Annotated in this window: 17 protein-coding genes; 14 read left to right on the top strand and 3 right to left on the bottom strand. The window is 65.0% G+C overall.

What is annotated here, in order from left to right; genetic code table 11:
• Positions 1-26: 26 nt before the first annotated feature.
• The 14 genes from ACO07D_RS16015 (at position 27) to ACO07D_RS15950 (ending at position 13,468) form a co-directional block, all read left to right on the top strand.
• On the top strand, positions 27-1,235 hold the full coding sequence (locus ACO07D_RS16015; RefSeq protein ID WP_421703939.1) for an alpha/beta fold hydrolase: 1,209 nt from the start codon (positions 27-29) through the stop codon (positions 1,233-1,235).
• 115 nt (positions 1,236-1,350) lie between these two features.
• Positions 1,351-2,400, top strand: a complete 1,050-nt coding sequence (alr, locus tag ACO07D_RS16010) for an alanine racemase (protein WP_421703938.1) — start codon at positions 1,351-1,353, stop codon at positions 2,398-2,400.
• A complete protein-coding gene (locus ACO07D_RS16005; RefSeq protein ID WP_421703937.1) occupies positions 2,397-3,179 on the top strand; it encodes an MlaE family ABC transporter permease in 783 nt (260 codons plus the stop codon). Before alr ends, ACO07D_RS16005 begins: the two co-directional genes overlap by 4 nt.
• The gene (locus ACO07D_RS16000) at positions 3,176-3,922 is read left to right on the top strand and encodes an ABC transporter ATP-binding protein (protein ID WP_421703936.1); all 747 of its coding nucleotides are present in this window, start codon (positions 3,176-3,178) and stop codon (positions 3,920-3,922) included. Before ACO07D_RS16005 ends, ACO07D_RS16000 begins: the two co-directional genes overlap by 4 nt.
• Positions 3,923-4,332: 410 nt before the next feature.
• Positions 4,333-4,689, top strand: a complete 357-nt coding sequence (locus tag ACO07D_RS15995; RefSeq protein WP_421703935.1) for a hypothetical protein — start codon at positions 4,333-4,335, stop codon at positions 4,687-4,689.
• A gap of 7 nt (positions 4,690-4,696) precedes the next feature.
• Positions 4,697-5,125 carry a paraquat-inducible protein A gene (locus tag ACO07D_RS15990; protein ID WP_421703934.1) on the top strand — a complete coding sequence of 143 codons (429 nt, stop codon included), beginning with the start codon at positions 4,697-4,699 and terminating at the stop codon, positions 5,123-5,125.
• A 14-nt stretch (positions 5,126-5,139) separates the two neighbouring features.
• A complete protein-coding gene (gene radA / locus ACO07D_RS15985; RefSeq protein ID WP_421703933.1) occupies positions 5,140-6,504 on the top strand; it encodes a DNA repair protein RadA in 1,365 nt (454 codons plus the stop codon).
• A 36-nt stretch (positions 6,505-6,540) separates the two neighbouring features.
• Positions 6,541-7,095: a CvpA family protein gene (locus tag ACO07D_RS15980; protein ID WP_421703932.1), complete on the top strand. Its 555-nt coding sequence runs from the start codon at positions 6,541-6,543 to the stop codon at positions 7,093-7,095.
• Positions 7,096-7,341: 246 nt separating this feature from the next.
• Positions 7,342-8,793 (top strand): amidophosphoribosyltransferase, encoded by a 1,452-nt coding sequence (gene purF / locus ACO07D_RS15975; protein WP_421705051.1) that lies wholly within the window; start codon positions 7,342-7,344, stop codon positions 8,791-8,793.
• A gap of 762 nt (positions 8,794-9,555) precedes the next feature.
• Positions 9,556-9,816: a hypothetical protein gene (locus ACO07D_RS15970; RefSeq protein ID WP_421703931.1), complete on the top strand. Its 261-nt coding sequence runs from the start codon at positions 9,556-9,558 to the stop codon at positions 9,814-9,816.
• Between the two features lie 68 nt (positions 9,817-9,884).
• A complete protein-coding gene (locus ACO07D_RS15965) occupies positions 9,885-10,541 on the top strand; it encodes an SDR family NAD(P)-dependent oxidoreductase (RefSeq protein ID WP_421703930.1) in 657 nt (218 codons plus the stop codon).
• A gap of 288 nt (positions 10,542-10,829) precedes the next feature.
• Positions 10,830-11,615, top strand: coding sequence for a 5'/3'-nucleotidase SurE (surE, locus tag ACO07D_RS15960; RefSeq protein WP_421703929.1), 786 nt, complete (start codon positions 10,830-10,832; stop codon positions 11,613-11,615).
• A complete protein-coding gene (locus ACO07D_RS15955) occupies positions 11,615-12,262 on the top strand; it encodes a protein-L-isoaspartate(D-aspartate) O-methyltransferase (protein WP_421705050.1) in 648 nt (215 codons plus the stop codon). Before surE ends, ACO07D_RS15955 begins: the two co-directional genes overlap by 1 nt.
• Before the next feature lie 72 nt (positions 12,263-12,334).
• A complete protein-coding gene (locus tag ACO07D_RS15950; protein ID WP_421703928.1) occupies positions 12,335-13,468 on the top strand; it encodes a peptidoglycan DD-metalloendopeptidase family protein in 1,134 nt (377 codons plus the stop codon).
• 60 nt (positions 13,469-13,528) lie between these two features.
• Here the strand turns inward: ACO07D_RS15950 and der are convergent, their stop codons facing one another.
• The 3 genes from der to ACO07D_RS15935 are packed head-to-tail and all read right to left on the bottom strand — an operon-like array spanning position 13,529 to position 17,112.
• Positions 13,529-15,001, bottom strand: a complete 1,473-nt coding sequence (gene der, locus ACO07D_RS15945) for a ribosome biogenesis GTPase Der (RefSeq protein ID WP_421703927.1) — start codon at positions 14,999-15,001, stop codon at positions 13,529-13,531.
• A gap of 48 nt (positions 15,002-15,049) precedes the next feature.
• Positions 15,050-16,432 (bottom strand): PQQ-binding-like beta-propeller repeat protein, encoded by a 1,383-nt coding sequence (locus ACO07D_RS15940; RefSeq protein ID WP_421703926.1) that lies wholly within the window; start codon positions 16,430-16,432, stop codon positions 15,050-15,052.
• A gap of 41 nt (positions 16,433-16,473) precedes the next feature.
• Positions 16,474-17,112 carry a hypothetical protein gene (locus tag ACO07D_RS15935; RefSeq protein WP_421703925.1) on the bottom strand — a complete coding sequence of 213 codons (639 nt, stop codon included), beginning with the start codon at positions 17,110-17,112 and terminating at the stop codon, positions 16,474-16,476.
• Between the last annotated feature and the right edge of the window lie 82 nt (positions 17,113-17,194).

Below are 17,194 nucleotides of genomic sequence, written 5' to 3'. Positions count from 1 at the left end.
CTCGGGACCAAGCGAAAGGACCATCTATGAAAACCGAAAAGTTCACCTTCCCCGGCCATGACGGCGCCGATCTGGCGGCGCGGCTGGATCTGCCGGATGGGCCGCATCTGGCCACGGCGCTGTTTGCCCATTGCTTTACCTGCGGCAAGGATATCCTGGCCGCCCGCCGCATTGCCGCCCGCCTGACCGCTGCGGGCATCGCCGTGCTGCGCTTCGACTTTACCGGCCTTGGCCATTCGGGTGGCGAGTTTGAAAACACCTCCTTCACGTCGAATGTCACCGACCTGACCCGGGCCGCCCTGGCACTGACCGCGCGTGGCATGAAACCGAGCCTGTTGATCGGACACAGTCTGGGCGGGGCCGCGGTGCTGAAGGCCGCGCCCGAGATCGGGGTCGAGGCCGTTGTCACCATCGGCGCCCCGGCGGCGCCCGATCATGTGGCCCACAACTTCGGCGAAAAAGTCGAGGAAATCGCCCGCGAGGGCGTGGCCGAGGTCAATTTGGGCGGTCGTCCCTTGCGCATTGGCAAGGGGTTCCTGGACGATATCGCCGAGGCCAGCCTGCAACCGGCCATCCGTGGCCTGGGCGCGGCGCTTCTGGTATTGCACGCCCCGCGCGACGCCATCGTGGGCATCGAAAACGCGCAGGAGATCTTCGTCACCGCCAAACATCCAAAAAGCTTCGTCACCCTGGATGACGCCGACCACCTGCTGTCGCGTGGCGAGGATGCCGAATACGCCGCCGACGTGATCGCCGCCTGGGCGCAGCGTTACATGACCCTGACGCCCCCCGCACCGCCCATTGGTGCACCCGAAGGCGTGGTGCGTGTGGTCGAGGCGGACCCGGACGGTTTCCTGCAGGATGTGACCTCGGGCCCATCGCACCATGCGCTTGCGGATGAACCTTTGGCCTATGGCGGCACCAACAAGGGCATGTCGCCCTATGGTTTCCTAGCCTCGGGGCTGGGCGCCTGCACCTCGATGACCATCCGCATGTATGCGCGGCGCAAGGGCTGGCCGCTGGAAGGCGTGCGCGTGGACGTGACCCATGACAAGGTCCACGCCCAGGACGCAGGCAATGGCACCAGCGCCAAGATCGACACTTTCCGGCGCGAGATCCACCTTGAAGGACCGCTCGACGCGGAGCAACGGGCGAAGCTGTTGGAGATTGCCGACAAATGCCCCGTGCACAAGACCCTGGAGGCCTCCAGCCGGATCGAGACGACGCTGGCCTGACGGCGCCGGAATTCGATGCGAATTCCGATCCGTCTTCCGGGTCGGAAAACGCTTCCCCATCCGGGCTCGGCCTTTTCCCTTGACCTTGCGCGCGGGCCTGTCAAAAACCCCTGTCATGAGCACAGGACGTTTGACGATTGACCTTGATGCCATCGCCGCCAACTGGCGTGCGCTGGACGGTATGAGTGGCGAGACGGTACAAACCGCCGCCGTGGTAAAGGCAGATGCCTACGGGCTGGGTGTGGCCAAGGTCGGCCGGGCCCTGGCCGCGGCGGGCGCGCGCCGTTTCTTCGTGGCGGTGGCCGAAGAAGGCGCCACCCTGCGCGAGGCCTTGGGCCCGGGACCGGAGATCAGCGTCTTTTCCGGCCACATGTCCGGCGACACGGACATGATCCACGACCTGAACCTGGTGCCGATGCTGAACTCCATGGACCAGCTCACCCGCCATTTCGAGGCACTGCCTGGCCATGCCTTCGGCATCCAGCTCGATACCGGCATGAACCGTCTGGGCATGGAGCCGGGCGAATGGGCGGCCATCGCCCCCATTGCGCTTGCGCAGGGGCCAAGCCTTGTGATGAGCCACCTCGCCTGCGCCGACGAGCCAGACCACGCAATGAATGCCCGTCAGCTCGCGGCCTTCCACGAGATGACCGACGGGATCGACGTGCCTCGCTCACTGGCTGCCACCGGCGGCATCCTGCTGGGCCCGGACTATCATTTCGACCTGACCCGCCCGGGCATCGGCCTCTATGGCGGCCTGCCTTATGAAGAGGCCAAGCCGGTCGCCTTCCTCGACCTGCCCGTGATCCAGATTCGCGACCTCGCCCCCGGCGAAACGGTCGGCTACGCCAATGGTTGGGAGGCCGAGCGCCCCTCACGTATCGCAACCGTCTCGGGAGGCTATGCGGACGGGCTGCAGCGCCACATCTCGAACCAGGCAGTGCTGTTTCACGAGGACGAGCCTTGCCCGATCGTGGGTCGCGTCTCGATGGACCTGATCGGCGTAGACGTGACCCATCTGCGCGAAAAACCGAAATCCCTGTCCATGCTTGGCAACAATCAGAGCGTAGATGACCTGGCAGATGTGGCTGGCACCATCGGATACGAGATCCTGACCCAACTGGGCGCCCGCTACGCGCGTCGCTACGCCCGAGGCCGCCAGTGATCCTCACGGCACCTCTCGCGGCCCTCGGCCGCTGGGTTCTGGCCGCGCTCGCCTCGGTCGGACGGATCACCCTGTTTGCGCTCGAGGCATTGAGCCACATCCTGCGCCCGCCGTTCTACCCGCGTGAGTTTCTGAACGCGCTGATGAATGTCGGCTGGTTCTCGCTGCCCGTTGTCGGCCTCACTGCGATCTTTACCGGCGGCGCGCTGGCGCTTCAGATCTACGCCGGTGGTCAGCGTTTCTCGGCGGAAGCCGTGGTGCCCCAGATCGTCGCCATCGGCATGGTGCGCGAGCTGGGTCCGGTGCTGGTGGGCCTCATGGTCGCCGCCCGCGTGACCTCCTCCATCGCCGCCGAGATCGCCACGATGAAAGTGACCGAGCAGATCGACGCTCTGGTCACCCTGTCGACCCACCCGATGAAATACCTGACCGCACCGCGCGTGCTGGCGGGTTTGATCACCGTGCCGGTTCTGGTCGCCGTGGGCGATATCATCGGCATCTGGGGTGGCTTCCTGGTCGGCACCGGGCAGCTGGGTTTTGCACCCGGCACCTATATCAAGAACACCTGGGATTTCCTGGAAGCCGCCGATATCGTCTCGTCTCTGGTCAAGGGCGCGGCCTTCGGCGGCATTGCCACCGTGATGGGCTGCTACCACGGCATGCAATCGGGCCGCGGCGCCCAGGGCGTGGGCCGGGCCACCAAAACCTCGGTCGCTGCCGCCGCCGTGCTGATCCTTGCCGCCAACTTCCTGCTCACCAACCTGTTCTTTACCCAATGATCGAACTTCGCGACGTCCATAAGCACTTTGGCCCCAAACGGGTCTTGCAAGGGGTCAACCTGACCATCCCCAAGGGCGAAAGCATGGTGGTGATCGGCGGGTCGGGCACCGGCAAGTCCGTGCTGCTGAAATGTATCTTGGGCCTGATGACACCTGATGCGGGCACCATCCTGCTGGACGGACAGGACGTGGCCCGCGCAGAGCGTGACGCCTTCCTGGCCCGTTTCGGCATGCTCTTTCAAGGCGCGGCACTGTTCGATTCACTCCCGGTCTGGCAGAACGTCGCCTTCCGCCTGTTGCGCGGCTCCCTTGCCCGCCCCAAGACGGAAGCCCGCGAGATCGCGATCGAGAAACTGCGCCGTGTGGGCCTCAAACCGGACGTGGCCGACCTGCTGCCCGCCGAACTGTCCGGCGGCATGCAGAAACGCGTGGGCCTGGCCCGCGCCATCGCCGCCGAGCCCGAGATCATCTTCTTCGACGAACCCACCACCGGGCTCGACCCGATCATGGCTGGCGTGATCAACGAGCTGATCCGCGAGATCGTGGTTGAAATGGGCGCGACGGCCATGACGATCACCCACGACATGTCCTCGGTGCGCGCCATTGCCGACAAGGTCGCCATGCTGCACGAAGGCGTCATCCAATGGACCGGGCCTGTCGCCGAGATGGACGAAAGTCCCGACCCCTATGTCGAGCAATTCATCCACGGCCGCGCCGAAGGCCCGATTGAAGCAGTGCGATAGCCTCCAACCGACAATGCCCGCGCTAGGCGAGTATTGTCTCGCTCCACTCAACAGTCCGACAACCCACCCGTGCACTGGTTCCAAGAAACCGGATTATCGAAACCTTCCTTCTACGGTACACTTCTGACAGGCCGCCCACCCTTGAAAACAAGGGTTTTGCAAGGCGGCCCGTATGGGGAAGATTGGTGACGAGTTGTTCAGCAGGCCCCCAGGGCCAAGCCAAGTCATTGTGGAACTGAGTTGCTTGCAAAGGGTGGATCATTTCCCGCTCTGAACTCGCGACGACAGCCGGGGACGCGCGATTGCCATGCCCCGGCTGTTGTTTTGTCCGGATTTTTCCCCGTCACGGATTTCTGGACATACCCTACCTGCGACCTACATCCATGAGTGGAGTTGTTATTGGAGGTTCCGTGGGAGAGCTGGGAGTTGGTTTGATTTCGTTCATCGCAGAGCTGGTGTTTGAGGCGCTTCTGTACCTCCCCCTGCGCTTAGCCCGGTGGTCGGACCGAAGCCGCGAGAGACGGATCTTCCTGCGACTGATCGCGCTGGCTCTTCTGATCTGGTGGAACGCTCTGCCCCTTTGGGCATCAAGCCATCCCGCAGTCTTTTCACTCCCCGTTGCTGCCGCGGTGTTTCTTGCGTCCATCACGGCCTTGCCCACGATCCTGATCGCGGATTACATGCGTGGGAGTTGGGGCACGCTTGGCCTCACCCTTTGTCTGATTGTCCCGACCGCCCTCTCGGTCACCACGTATCTGTTTTCATAGGAAACCCATGCGTTACTTGAACCTCGCCCTGCTCATCGCCTTCCCCCTGTCCTGGTTCGCGCCGCTGATGCGGGCCGGGTGGAACCTGCCACTCTTTGGCCTCAAGGAGGTCAGCGTGGTCTCGGGCCTCCAGGCGCTCTGGGGCACGGATGTGCTGCTGGCCCTACTGGTCACTTTCTTCGCCATTTTCGCACCAATCCTGAAGGTGCTGGGCGTGGCCCTGATTCAGTTCGGGATGCTGCGCCGCAAGGTGCTGCCCGTGCTCAATTGGCTGGGCAAGCTGGCGATGGCGGATGTCTTCCTGATCGCGCTTTACATCGTCATCATCAAGGGCGTCGGCATGGCCAAGATCGAGACCGCCTGGGGCCTTTACGCCTTTACCGCCTGCATTCTCGCCTCGCTGGTCATCAGCCATTTGACCGCCAAGCGCGGGTAAGGCACAAAGCCCAGATGGCAAAGAGCAATTCCTTCACCTGCAGCGCCTGCGGCGCCTCCCATTCCAAGTGGTCCGGGCGCTGTGACGCCTGTGGCGAATGGAACTCCATCGTCGAAGAGGCACCGCTGTCGGCAGGCCCCTCGTCGAAGTCCCTGGGCAACAAGCGCGGGTCGCGATTGGCGCTGACGGACCTGGCCACCGAGGAAACCCCGCCGCCGCGCACCATGGCAGGCGTGGATGAACTCGACCGGGTGCTGGGCGGCGGGTTGGTGCCTTCCTCGGCCATCCTGGTGGGCGGCGATCCGGGCATCGGCAAATCGACGCTGCTCTTGCAGGCCGCCGCACAGTTTGCCCACAAGGGATTGAAAACCTTCTATATCTCGGGTGAGGAAGCCACCGCCCAGGTGCGCATGCGGGCGCAGCGGCTGGGGCTGCAACAGGCCCCCGTGCAACTGGCCTGCGAGACCAACCTGCGCGACATCTTGACCACGTTGGAGGCAGAAAACCCCGACCTGGTGATCATCGATTCGATCCAGACCATGTGGGCGGACAACGTGGATTCCGCCCCCGGGTCGGTCAGCCAGGTGCGGTCTGCCGCGCATGAGCTGACCACCTTCGCGAAACGCAAGGGGATCGCCGTGATCATGGTGGGCCACGTCACCAAGGATGGCCAGATCGCCGGGCCTCGCGTCGTCGAACACATGGTCGATACGGTGCTCTATTTCGAGGGCGAGCGCGGCCACCAGTTCCGCATCCTGCGCGCGGTCAAGAACCGCTTTGGCCCGGCGGATGAAATCGGTGTGTTCGAGATGACCGGACGGGGCCTGTCCGAGGTCGCCAACCCCTCGGCCCTGTTCCTGTCGGACCGCGAGGAACCGGCGCCCGGATCGGTCGTCTTCGCCGGGATCGAGGGCACGCGGCCCGTTCTGGTCGAACTCCAAGCCCTTGTCGCCCCCTCCCCGCATTCGCAACCGCGCCGCTCGGTGCTGGGCTGGGACAGCGGGCGCCTGGCGATGATCCTGGCGGTGCTGGAAGCGCGCTGCGGCATTCCCTTCGCCGGGCTCGATGTCTACCTGAACGTGGCGGGCGGGATGAAAATCTCGGAACCTGCCGCGGACCTGGCGGTTGCCGCCGCGCTTCTGTCGGCGCGCGAGGACGCGGCCCTGCCCAAGGATACGGTTGTTTTCGGCGAAATCAGCCTCTCCGGCGCCCTGCGTCCGGTGGGCCAGACCGAAAACCGCTTGAAAGAGGCGCAAAAACTTGGTTTTTCCTCTGCCATAGCGCCAGCGCGCAGCAAGATTGGGGACAAGCCGGGCCTGAGCGTCCAAAAAATGCCGGATTTGGCTGGTTTTGTCGGCGAGATTTTCGGGGCCGGGTGACCGGTCCGCAACGGGAAAGGCCCGAGAGGAAGATACATGGAAGCGTTCACGATCATCGACGGCGTCGTTGCCGGTGTCATCCTCATCTCGGCCATCCTGGCCTATTCGCGCGGCTTCGTGCGCGAGGGCATGTCGATCGCCGGCTGGATCGCCGCCGCCATCCTGGCCTATGTCTTTGCTCCGGCCGCCGCGCCGCTGGTCAAGGAAATCCCGGTGGTGAACGAGTTCTTTGCCGATAGCTGCGAGCTGACCCTGCTGGTGGCCTTCGCGGGCGTTCTGGCCCTGTCGCTGGTGGTCGTGTCGCTTTTCACGCCGTTGTTTTCCTCGGTCGTGCAACGCTCGGCCCTGGGCGGTCTGGACCAGGGTCTGGGCTTCCTCTTCGGCGTGCTGCGCGGCGTGCTTCTGGTGGCGATTGCCCTTGTGATCTATGACCGCGTGGTGACCGCCGACACGATCGACATGGTCGATAACAGCCGCACCGCCAAGGTCTTCTCGCGCATGCAGGACCGGATCAACGACCAGATCCCCAGCGACGCGCCGGGCTGGATCCTGGAGCGGTTCAACACTCTGGTTGCCCATTGCGAGGGCTGATTGCCCGTCAGGCTGAGTGACTCAGCGGGGCGGCAGGATCGCCCCGCGTAAACCCTGGGTGGATCGTTACCGCCCCAACTTCCCCAAAGCACGCAGCCGGGCGGCGACTCCTTGCCCCCAACGTCCCCCCGGACCGTCACAAAGCATTCACATTCGCACGGATGATTGGTGACAGCGGGTGCGCGACCCTCTAAGAGGGGGGCATCCACGACCACGGATTCGGAGCCGCTGCCCATGCTGCCTGCCATGCCCCCCGCTCACCCTTTCGATGATGATAAACTGAAAGAGGAGTGCGGCGTTTTCGGCGTGATCGGCTTGGCCGATGCGGCAAACTTCGTAGCCCTCGGGTTGCACGCGCTGCAACACCGCGGCCAAGAGGCCGGCGGCATCGTCGTGCATGACCCGGAACACGGGTTCAACTCCGCCCGCCGCTTCGGCTACGTGCGCGACAACTTCACCTCGGAAAGCCTGATGAAGACCCTGCCGGGGCCGCTGGCCATCGGCCATGTGCGCTACTCCACCGCCGGGTCCAAGGGCGCCGTCATCCGCGACGTGCAGCCCTTCTTTGGCGAGTTTTCCATGGGCGGCGCTGCGATTGCCCATAACGGCAACATCACCAACGCCGAAGCCCTGCGCAAGGAGTTGATCGAGCGCGGCTCGATCTTCCAGAGCTCGTCGGACAGCGAATGCATCATCCACCTGATGGCACGCTCGCTGCAACGCAACATCCCCGAACGCATGGAAGACGCCCTGCGCCGCGTCGAAGGCGCGTTTTCGGTCGTCGCCATGACCCGCACCAAGCTGATGGGCGTGCGCGACCCGCTGGGCGTGCGCCCGCTGGTGCTGGGCCAGCTGGGCGAAGGCTGGGTGCTGAGCTCGGAAACCTGTGCGCTGGACATCATCGGCGCCAAGTTCATCCGCGAGATCGAACCGGGTGAAATGGTCGTGATCACCGAAGATGGCGTCGAAAGCCATTACCCGTTCCGCCCGCAGCCCTCGCGCTTCTGCATCTTCGAACATGTCTATTTCTCGCGCCCCGACTCGATCATTGGCGGGCGGTCGGTCTATGAAACCCGCCGCCAGATCGGCGTGGAACTGGCCCGCGAAGCCCCGGTGGACGCCGACCTGGTCTGCCCCGTGCCGGACAGCGGCGTCGCCTCGGCGATCGGTTACAGCCAGGAAAGCGGCATCCCCTATGCGATGGGCATCATCCGCAACCAATACATGGGCCGCACCTTCATCGAACCGACCGAGCACATCCGCAACATGGGCGTTCGTCTGAAGCTGAACGTGAACCGGGCGCTGATCCAGGGCAAACGCGTGATCCTGGTCGATGATTCCGTGGTGCGCGGCACCACGAGCCGCAAGATCAAGGACATGATCTTGGACGCTGGCGCCAAGGAGGTGCATTTCCGCATTGCCTCCCCGCCCACAGCCTGGCCCTGTTTCTACGGTGTCGACACACCCCAGCGCGAGAAACTGCTGGCCGCCACCATGACGGAGGACGAGATGCGCGACCACCTGGCGGTGGACAGCCTCAAGTTCATCTCGCTCGACGGGCTCTACCGCGCCGTGGGCGAGGCCCAGGGCCGCGACAGCGAATGCCCGCAGTACTGCGACGCCTGTTTCTCGGGCGAATATCCGGTGGCGCCGGCGGACATGTTGAACAAGGGCTTCAAGATGGCGGCGGCGGAATAGTCTCACCTGATGAAGACGAGGCGGGTGGCGACGCCTGCCTCCTTCCGTTCTAGCGCTCCAGCCGTCCCTTTAGCGTTTCTAGTCGCGGAGGGGCCTGGCGCAGCGTTCGGTTGGGTTTCGAGCTGCGCCTCTTCGACGGCCGTGCCTCTAACTCGCGACACCCAAGGTCGGTGATGCGATAACCCAGATTTCCAGACCACGCGACAGTGCCGGCCACAATCAACTCCCAACCTTCGAGGTCTGAGAGTGTCTTTTCACCAATGTCTGGCGACAGCGTGTTGCGGCAGACATAATTCTCTCTGCTTAGGGTTCGAGAATCCTCATAGTCACATTCCTCGCGAAGCTTCTCGAGCGCATTGTAATGTCGCGTGGTAAGCGCATATCCCATTTCCGACCCCTTGTTAGTCGAGTTCTTATGCCATTCAGGCGGACAGTAGACGCCCCTAGACCTTCTGCCAACTGGCTGCAAAATGACGGCTCCAACCGAATTTATTAAACAAGCCGAACCCAAACCGGGTGTGCGGAAGCGAAAGCCCCACAAATATCAGCTTTCATTCCTCGACAAGCTGTGACACGGCGAGCCCCTTCGCCGCCCCTCGCGCCGTGATTGTCCAATAAAACAAGACCCGGCGAGGTCTTGCCAAAACAATGCTGCAATGCGGCAAAATCCCGCCGACACCCCGCACAGCGCCCGCGTCTGTCTTCCAATTCGCCCTACCCCTCCCCAGATGCCCGGTTCCAGCCACTGGAATGGAGAGCCCCATGGGCACGACCGACACGCCGCAGATCGTCAAGGATGAAGCCACGCAGAACGCCGCACTGAAACGGTCGCGCGCGATGCTGATCGGCACCGCCGGTGCCAATGGCGAGATGCGCGCGCTCGTGCGCATGGCCGGGGGCCGGGTGCAAAGCCTGGAAGTCGGCGACCGGCTGGAGGGCGGCAAGATCCAGGCGATCGAGGTCGGGCGGCTCCTGCTGGCCAAGGGCAGCCAGGTGCAGGAGATGATCCTTCCGGGCAGCTGACCTCTTGCCCCACCAAGCGCGACACCTTCACGCTTGACGCCCCAGCGCTTCTGGCCCAAACCGCCCCCATGACCGATGACACCCGCAAACCCGCCCTCATCACCGGCGCCTCGCGCGGCCTGGGCGCCGCCCTGGCGCTGGCACTTGCCCCAACCCATCACATCATCGCTGTGGGTCGCACCACCGGCGCGCTGGAAGAGCTGGATGACAAGATCCAGGCCGCGGGCGGACAGGCGACCTTGGCGCCGATGGATGTGACCGACAAGGGCGCGATGGCGCATCTGTGCCGATCGGTGCATGACCGCTGGGGCGGTGTGGACATCTGGGCCCATACGGCGATCTACGGCCCTGCGCTGATGCCGACCCCCTCGCTGGATGACAAGGGCTGGAACCGGGCCTGGACCACCAATGTCGAGGCCACGCGCAACCTGATCCTTATGGTCGACGCGCTGATGGATGATACCGGCACCGCACTGTTCTTTGCCGATGACCGTGCGGGACAGAAGTTCTTTGCAGGCTACGGCGCGACCAAGGCAGCGCAGGTGGCGATGGTGAAGAGCTGGGCCGCCGAAAACGCCAAGATCGGTCCGCGCGTGATCGTCGCCGAGCCCAAGCCGCTCGCCACCGTCATGCGCACCCGTTTCTTCCCGGGCGAGGACCGCAACCAGCTCGCCTCGGCCCAGGACGAGGCCAAACGCATCCTGGGCGACGCCGGGTTGATCTGAGGCCATCGCGCCACGCACGGCCCCCCAGGGCCGTGCCATCGCCGCGCCACCGAAAATTATTGCAATAATTTTGCCCGTCCAGCGGGCTCCCGCGCCGCGGCCTGCGCCTCTGCGAGGCTTGTCGCGCCTTGGGCGTGGCGCCTTTTGCCCGAGGGCAAAAGGCGGACCTCCCCCACCGGTTCCGACAGATGGGCGCGGGTGTCGCAGCCTGGCCGTCTCGCAACGCTTGCCGCCCGCCCCGCGCTCGCCTATTGAGGTAGGCGAGCAGAGACAGAACGGGGTCATCCCATGCGCATTCTCATCACCAATGACGACGGCATCAACGCCCCCGGGCTGAAGGTCGCCCAGGCCATCGCCGAAGAGATCGCGGGCCCCGATGGCGAGGTCTGGACCGTTGCCCCCGCCTTTGAGCAATCCGGCGTCGGCCATTGCATCAGCTATACGCATCCGTTCATGGTCGCCCAGCTGGGCGAGCGCCGCTTTGCCGCCGAGGGCAGCCCGGCCGATTGCGTGCTGACCGCGCTTTATGACGTGATGCCCGAACGCCCGGACCTGGTGATCTCGGGCGTGAACCGGGGCAACAACGCGGCCGAGAACACGCTTTACTCCGGCACCATCGGCGCGGCGATGGAAGCCGCACTCCAGGACATTCCCGCCGTGGCCCTGTCGCAATACTACGGTCCCGCCAACGTGGATGCCGACGACCCGTTCGAGGCCGCCGCCACCCATGGCGCCACCATCGTGCGCCGCCTACTCGATCAGGCCCCTTGGGACCACGGTGCCGATTACCGGCTGTTTTATAACGTGAACTTCCCGCCCCTGCCCGCCGCCGAGGTCAAGGGGACGCGCCTGGTCGCTCAAGGTCGGCGCGAAGGCACCTTCTTTTCGGTCGAACCACATAAATCCCCCTCGGGACGCAAGTTCCTGTGGATCAAGGGGGGGCCGCAGCATGGCGCCTGCACGCCCGGAACCGATGCAACAGCGAACCTGGAGGGCTATGCTTCGGTCACGCCGATGCGCGCGGATCTGACCGCCCATGACGTGGTGAGCAAGCTCGGAGGGCTGTTCGAATGATGAACCCTGGGGCGGATGCGGAACGCAAGATGCAGTTCCTTTTTGCCCTGCGCTCGCATGGGGTGACCGACCCGCGTGTCCTGACCGCGATGGAGGAAGTCGACCGCGCACCCTTCATCAAGGGGCTGTTTTCCGAACGCGCCTACGAGGACATGCCGCTGCCCATCGCCTGCGGCCAGACCATCAGCCAGCCTTCGGTCGTGGGCATCATGACCCAGGCGCTGAAGCTCCAGCCCCGCGACAAGGTGCTGGAGATCGGCACCGGCTCCGGCTACCAGGCCGCGATCCTCGCCAAGCTGGCACGCCGGGTTTACACGGTGGATCGCTACCGCCGCCTGGTGCGCGAGGCGCGGGTGCATTTCGAAGCGCTCGATCTGCACAATATCACCGCCATGACCTCGGACGGCACGCGCGGCCTGCCGGACCAGGCGCCGTTTGACAAGATCCTGGTCACCGCGGCGGCCGAAGACCCGCCCGGCCCCCTCTTGGCCCAGCTCGCCGTTGGCGGTATCATGGTGCTGCCGGTGGGCCAGTCGGACGCGGTGCAAAGCCTGATCAAGGTCACGCGCCACGACACGGGATACGACTACGAAGAACTGCTGCCGGTGCGGTTCGTGCCCCTTCTGGAAGGGTTGGGGCAGGAGTAACCGGCGAGAATACAAAGTATGAAAGCCCCGCATAAGACGGACAACAAGGGGCCTGATCATGAGGACCGAGCAATGGCATCGCTGCCGAAACCTTCCCTGAAAACCGTTCTGCTGGGCGGCGGCCTGATGCTGCTGACGGCCTGTGACACGAATTTCGACATGGACCTGCGCCGTTTCGGCGGCGGGTTCGACACCTCGGGCGCGGCCCGGGCGGCCACCGCGCCCCGGCCTGACCCGGATGCGCGGGGCATCATCTCCTATCCGAATTACCAGGTCGCCGTGGCGCGCCGTGGAGACACGGTCACAACACTGGCAAGCCGCATCGGCCTGCCCGCTGCTGAACTGGCACGGTTCAACGGCCTGCCCGCCGAGGCCCCTCTGCGGGACGGCGAGCTGGTCGCCCTGCCCCGCCGCGTGGCCGAACCGTCAACCGGGGTGATCCGCCCGTCAGACGACATCGACATCACCACCCTGGCTGGTGACGCAATCGACCGCGCCGATACCGGCGGCACAGCGGGCCGCAGCGATGCGCCAACAGGCGAAGAACCGGTGCGCCACCAGGTCGCCCGGGGCGAGACCGCCTATTCCATCGCACGTCTCTATGGCGTGTCTGTCCGTGCCCTTGCCGACTGGAACGGTCTGGGCGCAGCGCTGACCGTGCGCGAGGGCCAGTACCTGCTGATCCCGCCGGTGACCGAGGAACCGGTGCGCGAGGCCCGTGTGACCGACCCGGGCGAAGGCAGCCCGACGCCCACGCCGCCCTCGGCCGCGACCCCGCTGCCGGATGAAACCCCGTCGGCCACCACCGAGGCGCCGGACAGCCCGGACCTGGGCGAGGACCGCACGACAGCCTCGAGCGCCCGCATGGCCATGCCGGTGGACGGGCGCATCACCCGGCCGTTTGAAAAAGGGCGTACAGATGGGATCGACATCGCCGCCAGCGCGGGCAGCGCCGTGCGCGCCGCCGCCGACGGCACCGTGGCCGCGATCACCCGCGACACCGACCAGGTGCCGATCCTGGTCGTGCGCCACCCAAACAACGTACTGACCGTCTATGCAAATATCGACGGCATCGCGGTGGAAAAGGGCGACCGGGTCAAGCGCGGCGACAAGCTGGCCGAAGTGCGCGCAGGCTCGCCCGCCTTCCTGCATTTCCAGGTGCGCGAAGGCACGACCTCGGTCGACCCGTTGCCATATCTGAACTGACCCGGAGACACCCGGAAACGACGAAGGCCGCCCGGTGGGGCGGCCTTTTTCATGTCGTGATCATTTCTCGTCCGCGCGGCCCTTGCCCAGGTGCTTGCGCAGGCGCGAGGGCGTGGATTTCTTCTTGTTCTTGTAAGGGTTCTGATCCCCCTGCCCGCGCATGGTCAGGCGAATGGGCGTGCCCGGCATGTCGAAATCCTCGCGCAGTCCGTTGATCAGGTAGCGCGAATAGCTGTCCGGCAACTTGTCCGGGTGGGAACACATGACGACGAACCCGGGCGGGCGGGTCTTAACCTGGGTCATGTAGCGCAACTTGATCCGGCGGCCGCCCGGTGCGGGGGGCGGGTGCTGTTGCAACATTTCCGTCAGCCAGCGGTTCAAGCGCGCGGTGCTGACGCGGCGGTTCCAAGTCTCATGCGCACGCATCACGGCGGCCTGCAGCCGGTCCATACCCTTGCCAGTCTTGGCCGAGATCGTGACCAGCGGCGCCCCCCGCAGCTGCGGCAGCAGACGGTTGAACGCTTCCTTGAGCCCCTTGAGCTTGGCTTGTTTCTCGGGCTCCACGTCCCATTTGTTCACCGCGATCACCACCGCGCGGCCTTCGCGTTCGGCGAGATCGGCGATGCGCAGGTCCTGCTGTTCGAAGGGAATGGCCGCGTCCAGCAGCACCACCACGACCTCGGCAAATTTCACCGCGCGAAGACCGTCGGCAACCGAAAGCTTTTCAACCTTCTCCTGCACCTTGGCCTTCTTGCGCATGCCCGCAGTGTCGAAAATGCGCGTCGGCACACCGCCCCAGTCAAAGCGCAGGGAAATCGAATCGCGGGTGATCCCGGCCTCTGGCCCGGTCAGCAGGCGATCTTCGCCGATGAGCTTGTTGATCAGGGTGGACTTGCCCGCGTTCGGGCGACCAATCACCGCCACCTGCAGCGGTTTCGCCGCCGTCGGGGCGACATAGGCCGGGGCCTCATCGTCGTCTTCACCTTCGGGGATCTCTACATCGGTGACCGGGGCGGTTTCCTCGGCACGGGCCTCGAACTCTTCGGCGATGGGCTCCAGCGCGGTCATCAGCTCGCCCAGGCCCTCGCCATGTTCGGCGGACAGGCGAATGGGTTCGCCCAGGCCCAGCGAGAAGGCATCGTAATAGCCCGCGTCGCCCGCCTTGCCCTCGGATTTGTTGGCGGCCAGGATTACATGGGCGTTCTTGCGGCGCAGGATGTCAGCAAAGACCTCGTCGGCGGGCATCAGACCTGCGCGCGCGTCCATCATGAACAGGCAGGCATCGGCCATTTCCACCGCACGTTCGGTCAGGCGGCGCATGCGGCCCTGCAGGCTTTCGTCGGTGGCCTCTTCCAGCCCCGCCGTATCGATCACGGTAAAGCGCAGGTCGCCCAGCTTCGCCTCGCCCTCGCGCAGGTCACGCGTCACACCGGGCTGGTCGTCGACCAGCGCCAGGCGTTTGCCCACGAGGCGGTTGAACAGGGTGGATTTGCCCACATTCGGGCGCCCCACGATGGCGAGAGTAAAGCTCATGACAGGCTCCGGGTCACATCAAGCGCCCCGCATACACGGGAATTCGTCTTAACGCAAAGCCAGAAGTTGCCCCTTGCCGGAAAGCAGGTATGCAGTGCCGTTCACGACCAACAGACGCGAGGCCGCACCGCCAGGGATCGCCACCTGGGCCACTTCGCTGCCGTCCACCGGATCAAAGCCGCGCAGGGTGCCGTCCGAGGAGCCGACCCAGAGCCGACCACCGGCCAGAACCGGGCCATAGTTGGCGAAAATGCCCTTGCGACGGCGCTGTCGCTCCTTGGTGTAGTAAGGCAGCGGCACACCCCAGATGCGCTCGCCGGTTTCGGCGTCCAGACGCAGAAGCTCGGCCTGATCCGAGACGACAAAAACCGAACCGCCGGCCACGCTGACCGCATCCGCAGCGCCTTCACGCGCCGTCCAGATGCGCTCGCCACCGGTTGACATCGCCCCCAGGCGGCCCGAGGTCGTCCCTGCATAGATCACGCCGTCCGCCACCACCGGAACGCCCGAGAAGTCGCGCACACCGGTATAGGCGCGGCCGCTGCGTTCGCCGCTGACCACACCCGACCAGACCCGCACGCCGGACTTGCGCAGCGCCGCCATGACCTCGCCCGAGGCGAAGGGGAACAGGGCCAGCCGGTCGGTCAACGCCGGACTGCCGGAGCCCAGCACACCGGTGATTTCCGGATTGTTCGACAATTGCCATTTAACCCTGCCATTGGTGGCATCGACACCCCAGGCGCGGTTATCACGACCGCCAACATAAACGATGCCGTCAGCCACGGCAGGTGCACCGCTGACCGGAGCTTCAAGCTTCTGTTGCCACAGCACGTCTCCGGTTTCGGGGTCCAGGGCGCTGAGTTCGCCAAAACCCGTGGTCACGGCCAGGATACCGGAGCCGACGGCCAGACCGCCACCGGTGGCGTCATCCGATCCCTCGATCGACGGGGCAAGCCCCGCCTGCCACAGCACAGCACCGGTTTCGGCGGATACGGCGGCGACGGTCGAGCGGCTGTCGAGGGTAAAGATGCGCCCGTCCTGCACCACCGGTTCGGCAGTCAGGCGGTTGCGGCGGCTGTTGCCGGCACCGATCCCAGTGCTCCAAACCACCTGCGGCGTGGTCGAGAGGGCGGCATGCGCAACGCCATGGCTTGCATCACCGCCGGGGTGGGTCCAGTTCGCGTGGTTGACGGGCGCAGGCAGTTCTATGGGCAATGCCTGATTTGCGGCGGCTTGATCAAGCGCATCGCCGTCTTCGGTCACGTCGCCGTCTTCGGCTTCGCCCGCATCGACGGCCCCGTCCAGCAGAGCCTCAGGGTTCGGGCTGCGCAGGGCTTCGCGTTTGCCCGGCAAGATCTCTTCACGCTGGCTGCACCCCGCCGTCAACAGCCCCAGCAGGATAATCGTCGAAACCGTTTTGTTCAGCGCCACGGCCCGTGCCCCCCTATGTCTTTTTCTGCGCCGATCGACCGTCAGGCCGCGTCCGGCGTGCCCCCAAGGGCGATAATCAACTCATTTGCGCGACGGCGCAGGGCGGTCGTGCTTTGTTCATCCAGCCAAATCTGCTGCAACCTGTCCAGAGCTTCTTGCGTCTCGCCCTTGTCCAGATAGGCCAGTGCCAGCTGTTCTTCGGCCAGAAGGCGGTAAGGCGCACCTGCGGTGGCCAGCGGCTCCAGCACGGCAATGCGCGCATCCGCATCGCCCGCGCCGGGCATCAGCACCAGTTTCAGCGCCGCAAGGTCACGATAGAGACGCGACAGGGTGGTATCGGCGGCAACCGCTTCAAGCGTGGGCCGCCCGGCTTCGCCCTCGGCCTCGGCCGCCGACAGCAGGTTCAAAACCGCCGCCGTATCGCCATCTGCCGCAACAGCGGCAATCGCTTCGGCACGTGCCGCCGGGTCTTCGACCGAAATCGCCGCCAGGACCGAGTCGCCCAAAGCCTCGGCCGCAGTGCGCGACGTGGCTTTCTGCCATTCGTTATAGGCAGCCCCGCCAACGATACCGACCACGGCGACCACACCGATCCAGCCATAGCGGCGCATCGCCGCATAGAGCTTGTCGCGACGGACCTCTTCAGACACCTCGTCAATGAAACTTTCCGGATTGCTCACGCGGGCTTACTCCCAAATGGTTTGCCCCTCTCTACCCCGATTGAGCGGGGGTGCCAAGAGCCGGTGCAATCCTGTCACCCGC

The organism is Aliiroseovarius sp. (assembly GCF_965228805.1).
Lineage (GTDB): Bacteria > Pseudomonadota > Alphaproteobacteria > Rhodobacterales > Rhodobacteraceae > JASBTN01.
Note: the sequence above shows the minus strand (reverse complement) of the source record. Positions and strands in the feature narration are given on the sequence as shown.

Excerpts from the sequence above, each read along its gene's own strand:
- ACO07D_RS16015 (WP_421703939.1), top strand. The coding sequence starts at position 27 with ATGAAAACCGAAAAGTTCACCTTCCCCGGCCATGACGGCGCCGATCTG.
- alr (WP_421703938.1), top strand. The coding sequence starts at position 1,351 with ATGAGCACAGGACGTTTGACGATTGACCTTGATGCCATCGCCGCCAAC.
- ACO07D_RS16000 (WP_421703936.1), top strand. The coding sequence starts at position 3,176 with ATGATCGAACTTCGCGACGTCCATAAGCACTTTGGCCCCAAACGGGTC.
- ACO07D_RS15990 (WP_421703934.1), top strand. The coding sequence starts at position 4,697 with ATGCGTTACTTGAACCTCGCCCTGCTCATCGCCTTCCCCCTGTCCTGG.
- radA (WP_421703933.1), top strand. The coding sequence starts at position 5,140 with ATGGCAAAGAGCAATTCCTTCACCTGCAGCGCCTGCGGCGCCTCCCAT.
- ACO07D_RS15980 (WP_421703932.1), top strand. The coding sequence starts at position 6,541 with ATGGAAGCGTTCACGATCATCGACGGCGTCGTTGCCGGTGTCATCCTC.
- purF (WP_421705051.1), top strand. The coding sequence starts at position 7,342 with ATGCCCCCCGCTCACCCTTTCGATGATGATAAACTGAAAGAGGAGTGC.
- ACO07D_RS15970 (WP_421703931.1), top strand. The coding sequence starts at position 9,556 with ATGGGCACGACCGACACGCCGCAGATCGTCAAGGATGAAGCCACGCAG.
- ACO07D_RS15965 (WP_421703930.1), top strand. The coding sequence starts at position 9,885 with ATGACCGATGACACCCGCAAACCCGCCCTCATCACCGGCGCCTCGCGC.
- surE (WP_421703929.1), top strand. The coding sequence starts at position 10,830 with ATGCGCATTCTCATCACCAATGACGACGGCATCAACGCCCCCGGGCTG.
- ACO07D_RS15955 (WP_421705050.1), top strand. The coding sequence starts at position 11,615 with ATGAACCCTGGGGCGGATGCGGAACGCAAGATGCAGTTCCTTTTTGCC.
- ACO07D_RS15950 (WP_421703928.1), top strand. The coding sequence starts at position 12,335 with ATGGCATCGCTGCCGAAACCTTCCCTGAAAACCGTTCTGCTGGGCGGC.
- der (WP_421703927.1), bottom strand. The coding sequence starts at position 15,001 with ATGAGCTTTACTCTCGCCATCGTGGGGCGCCCGAATGTGGGCAAATCC.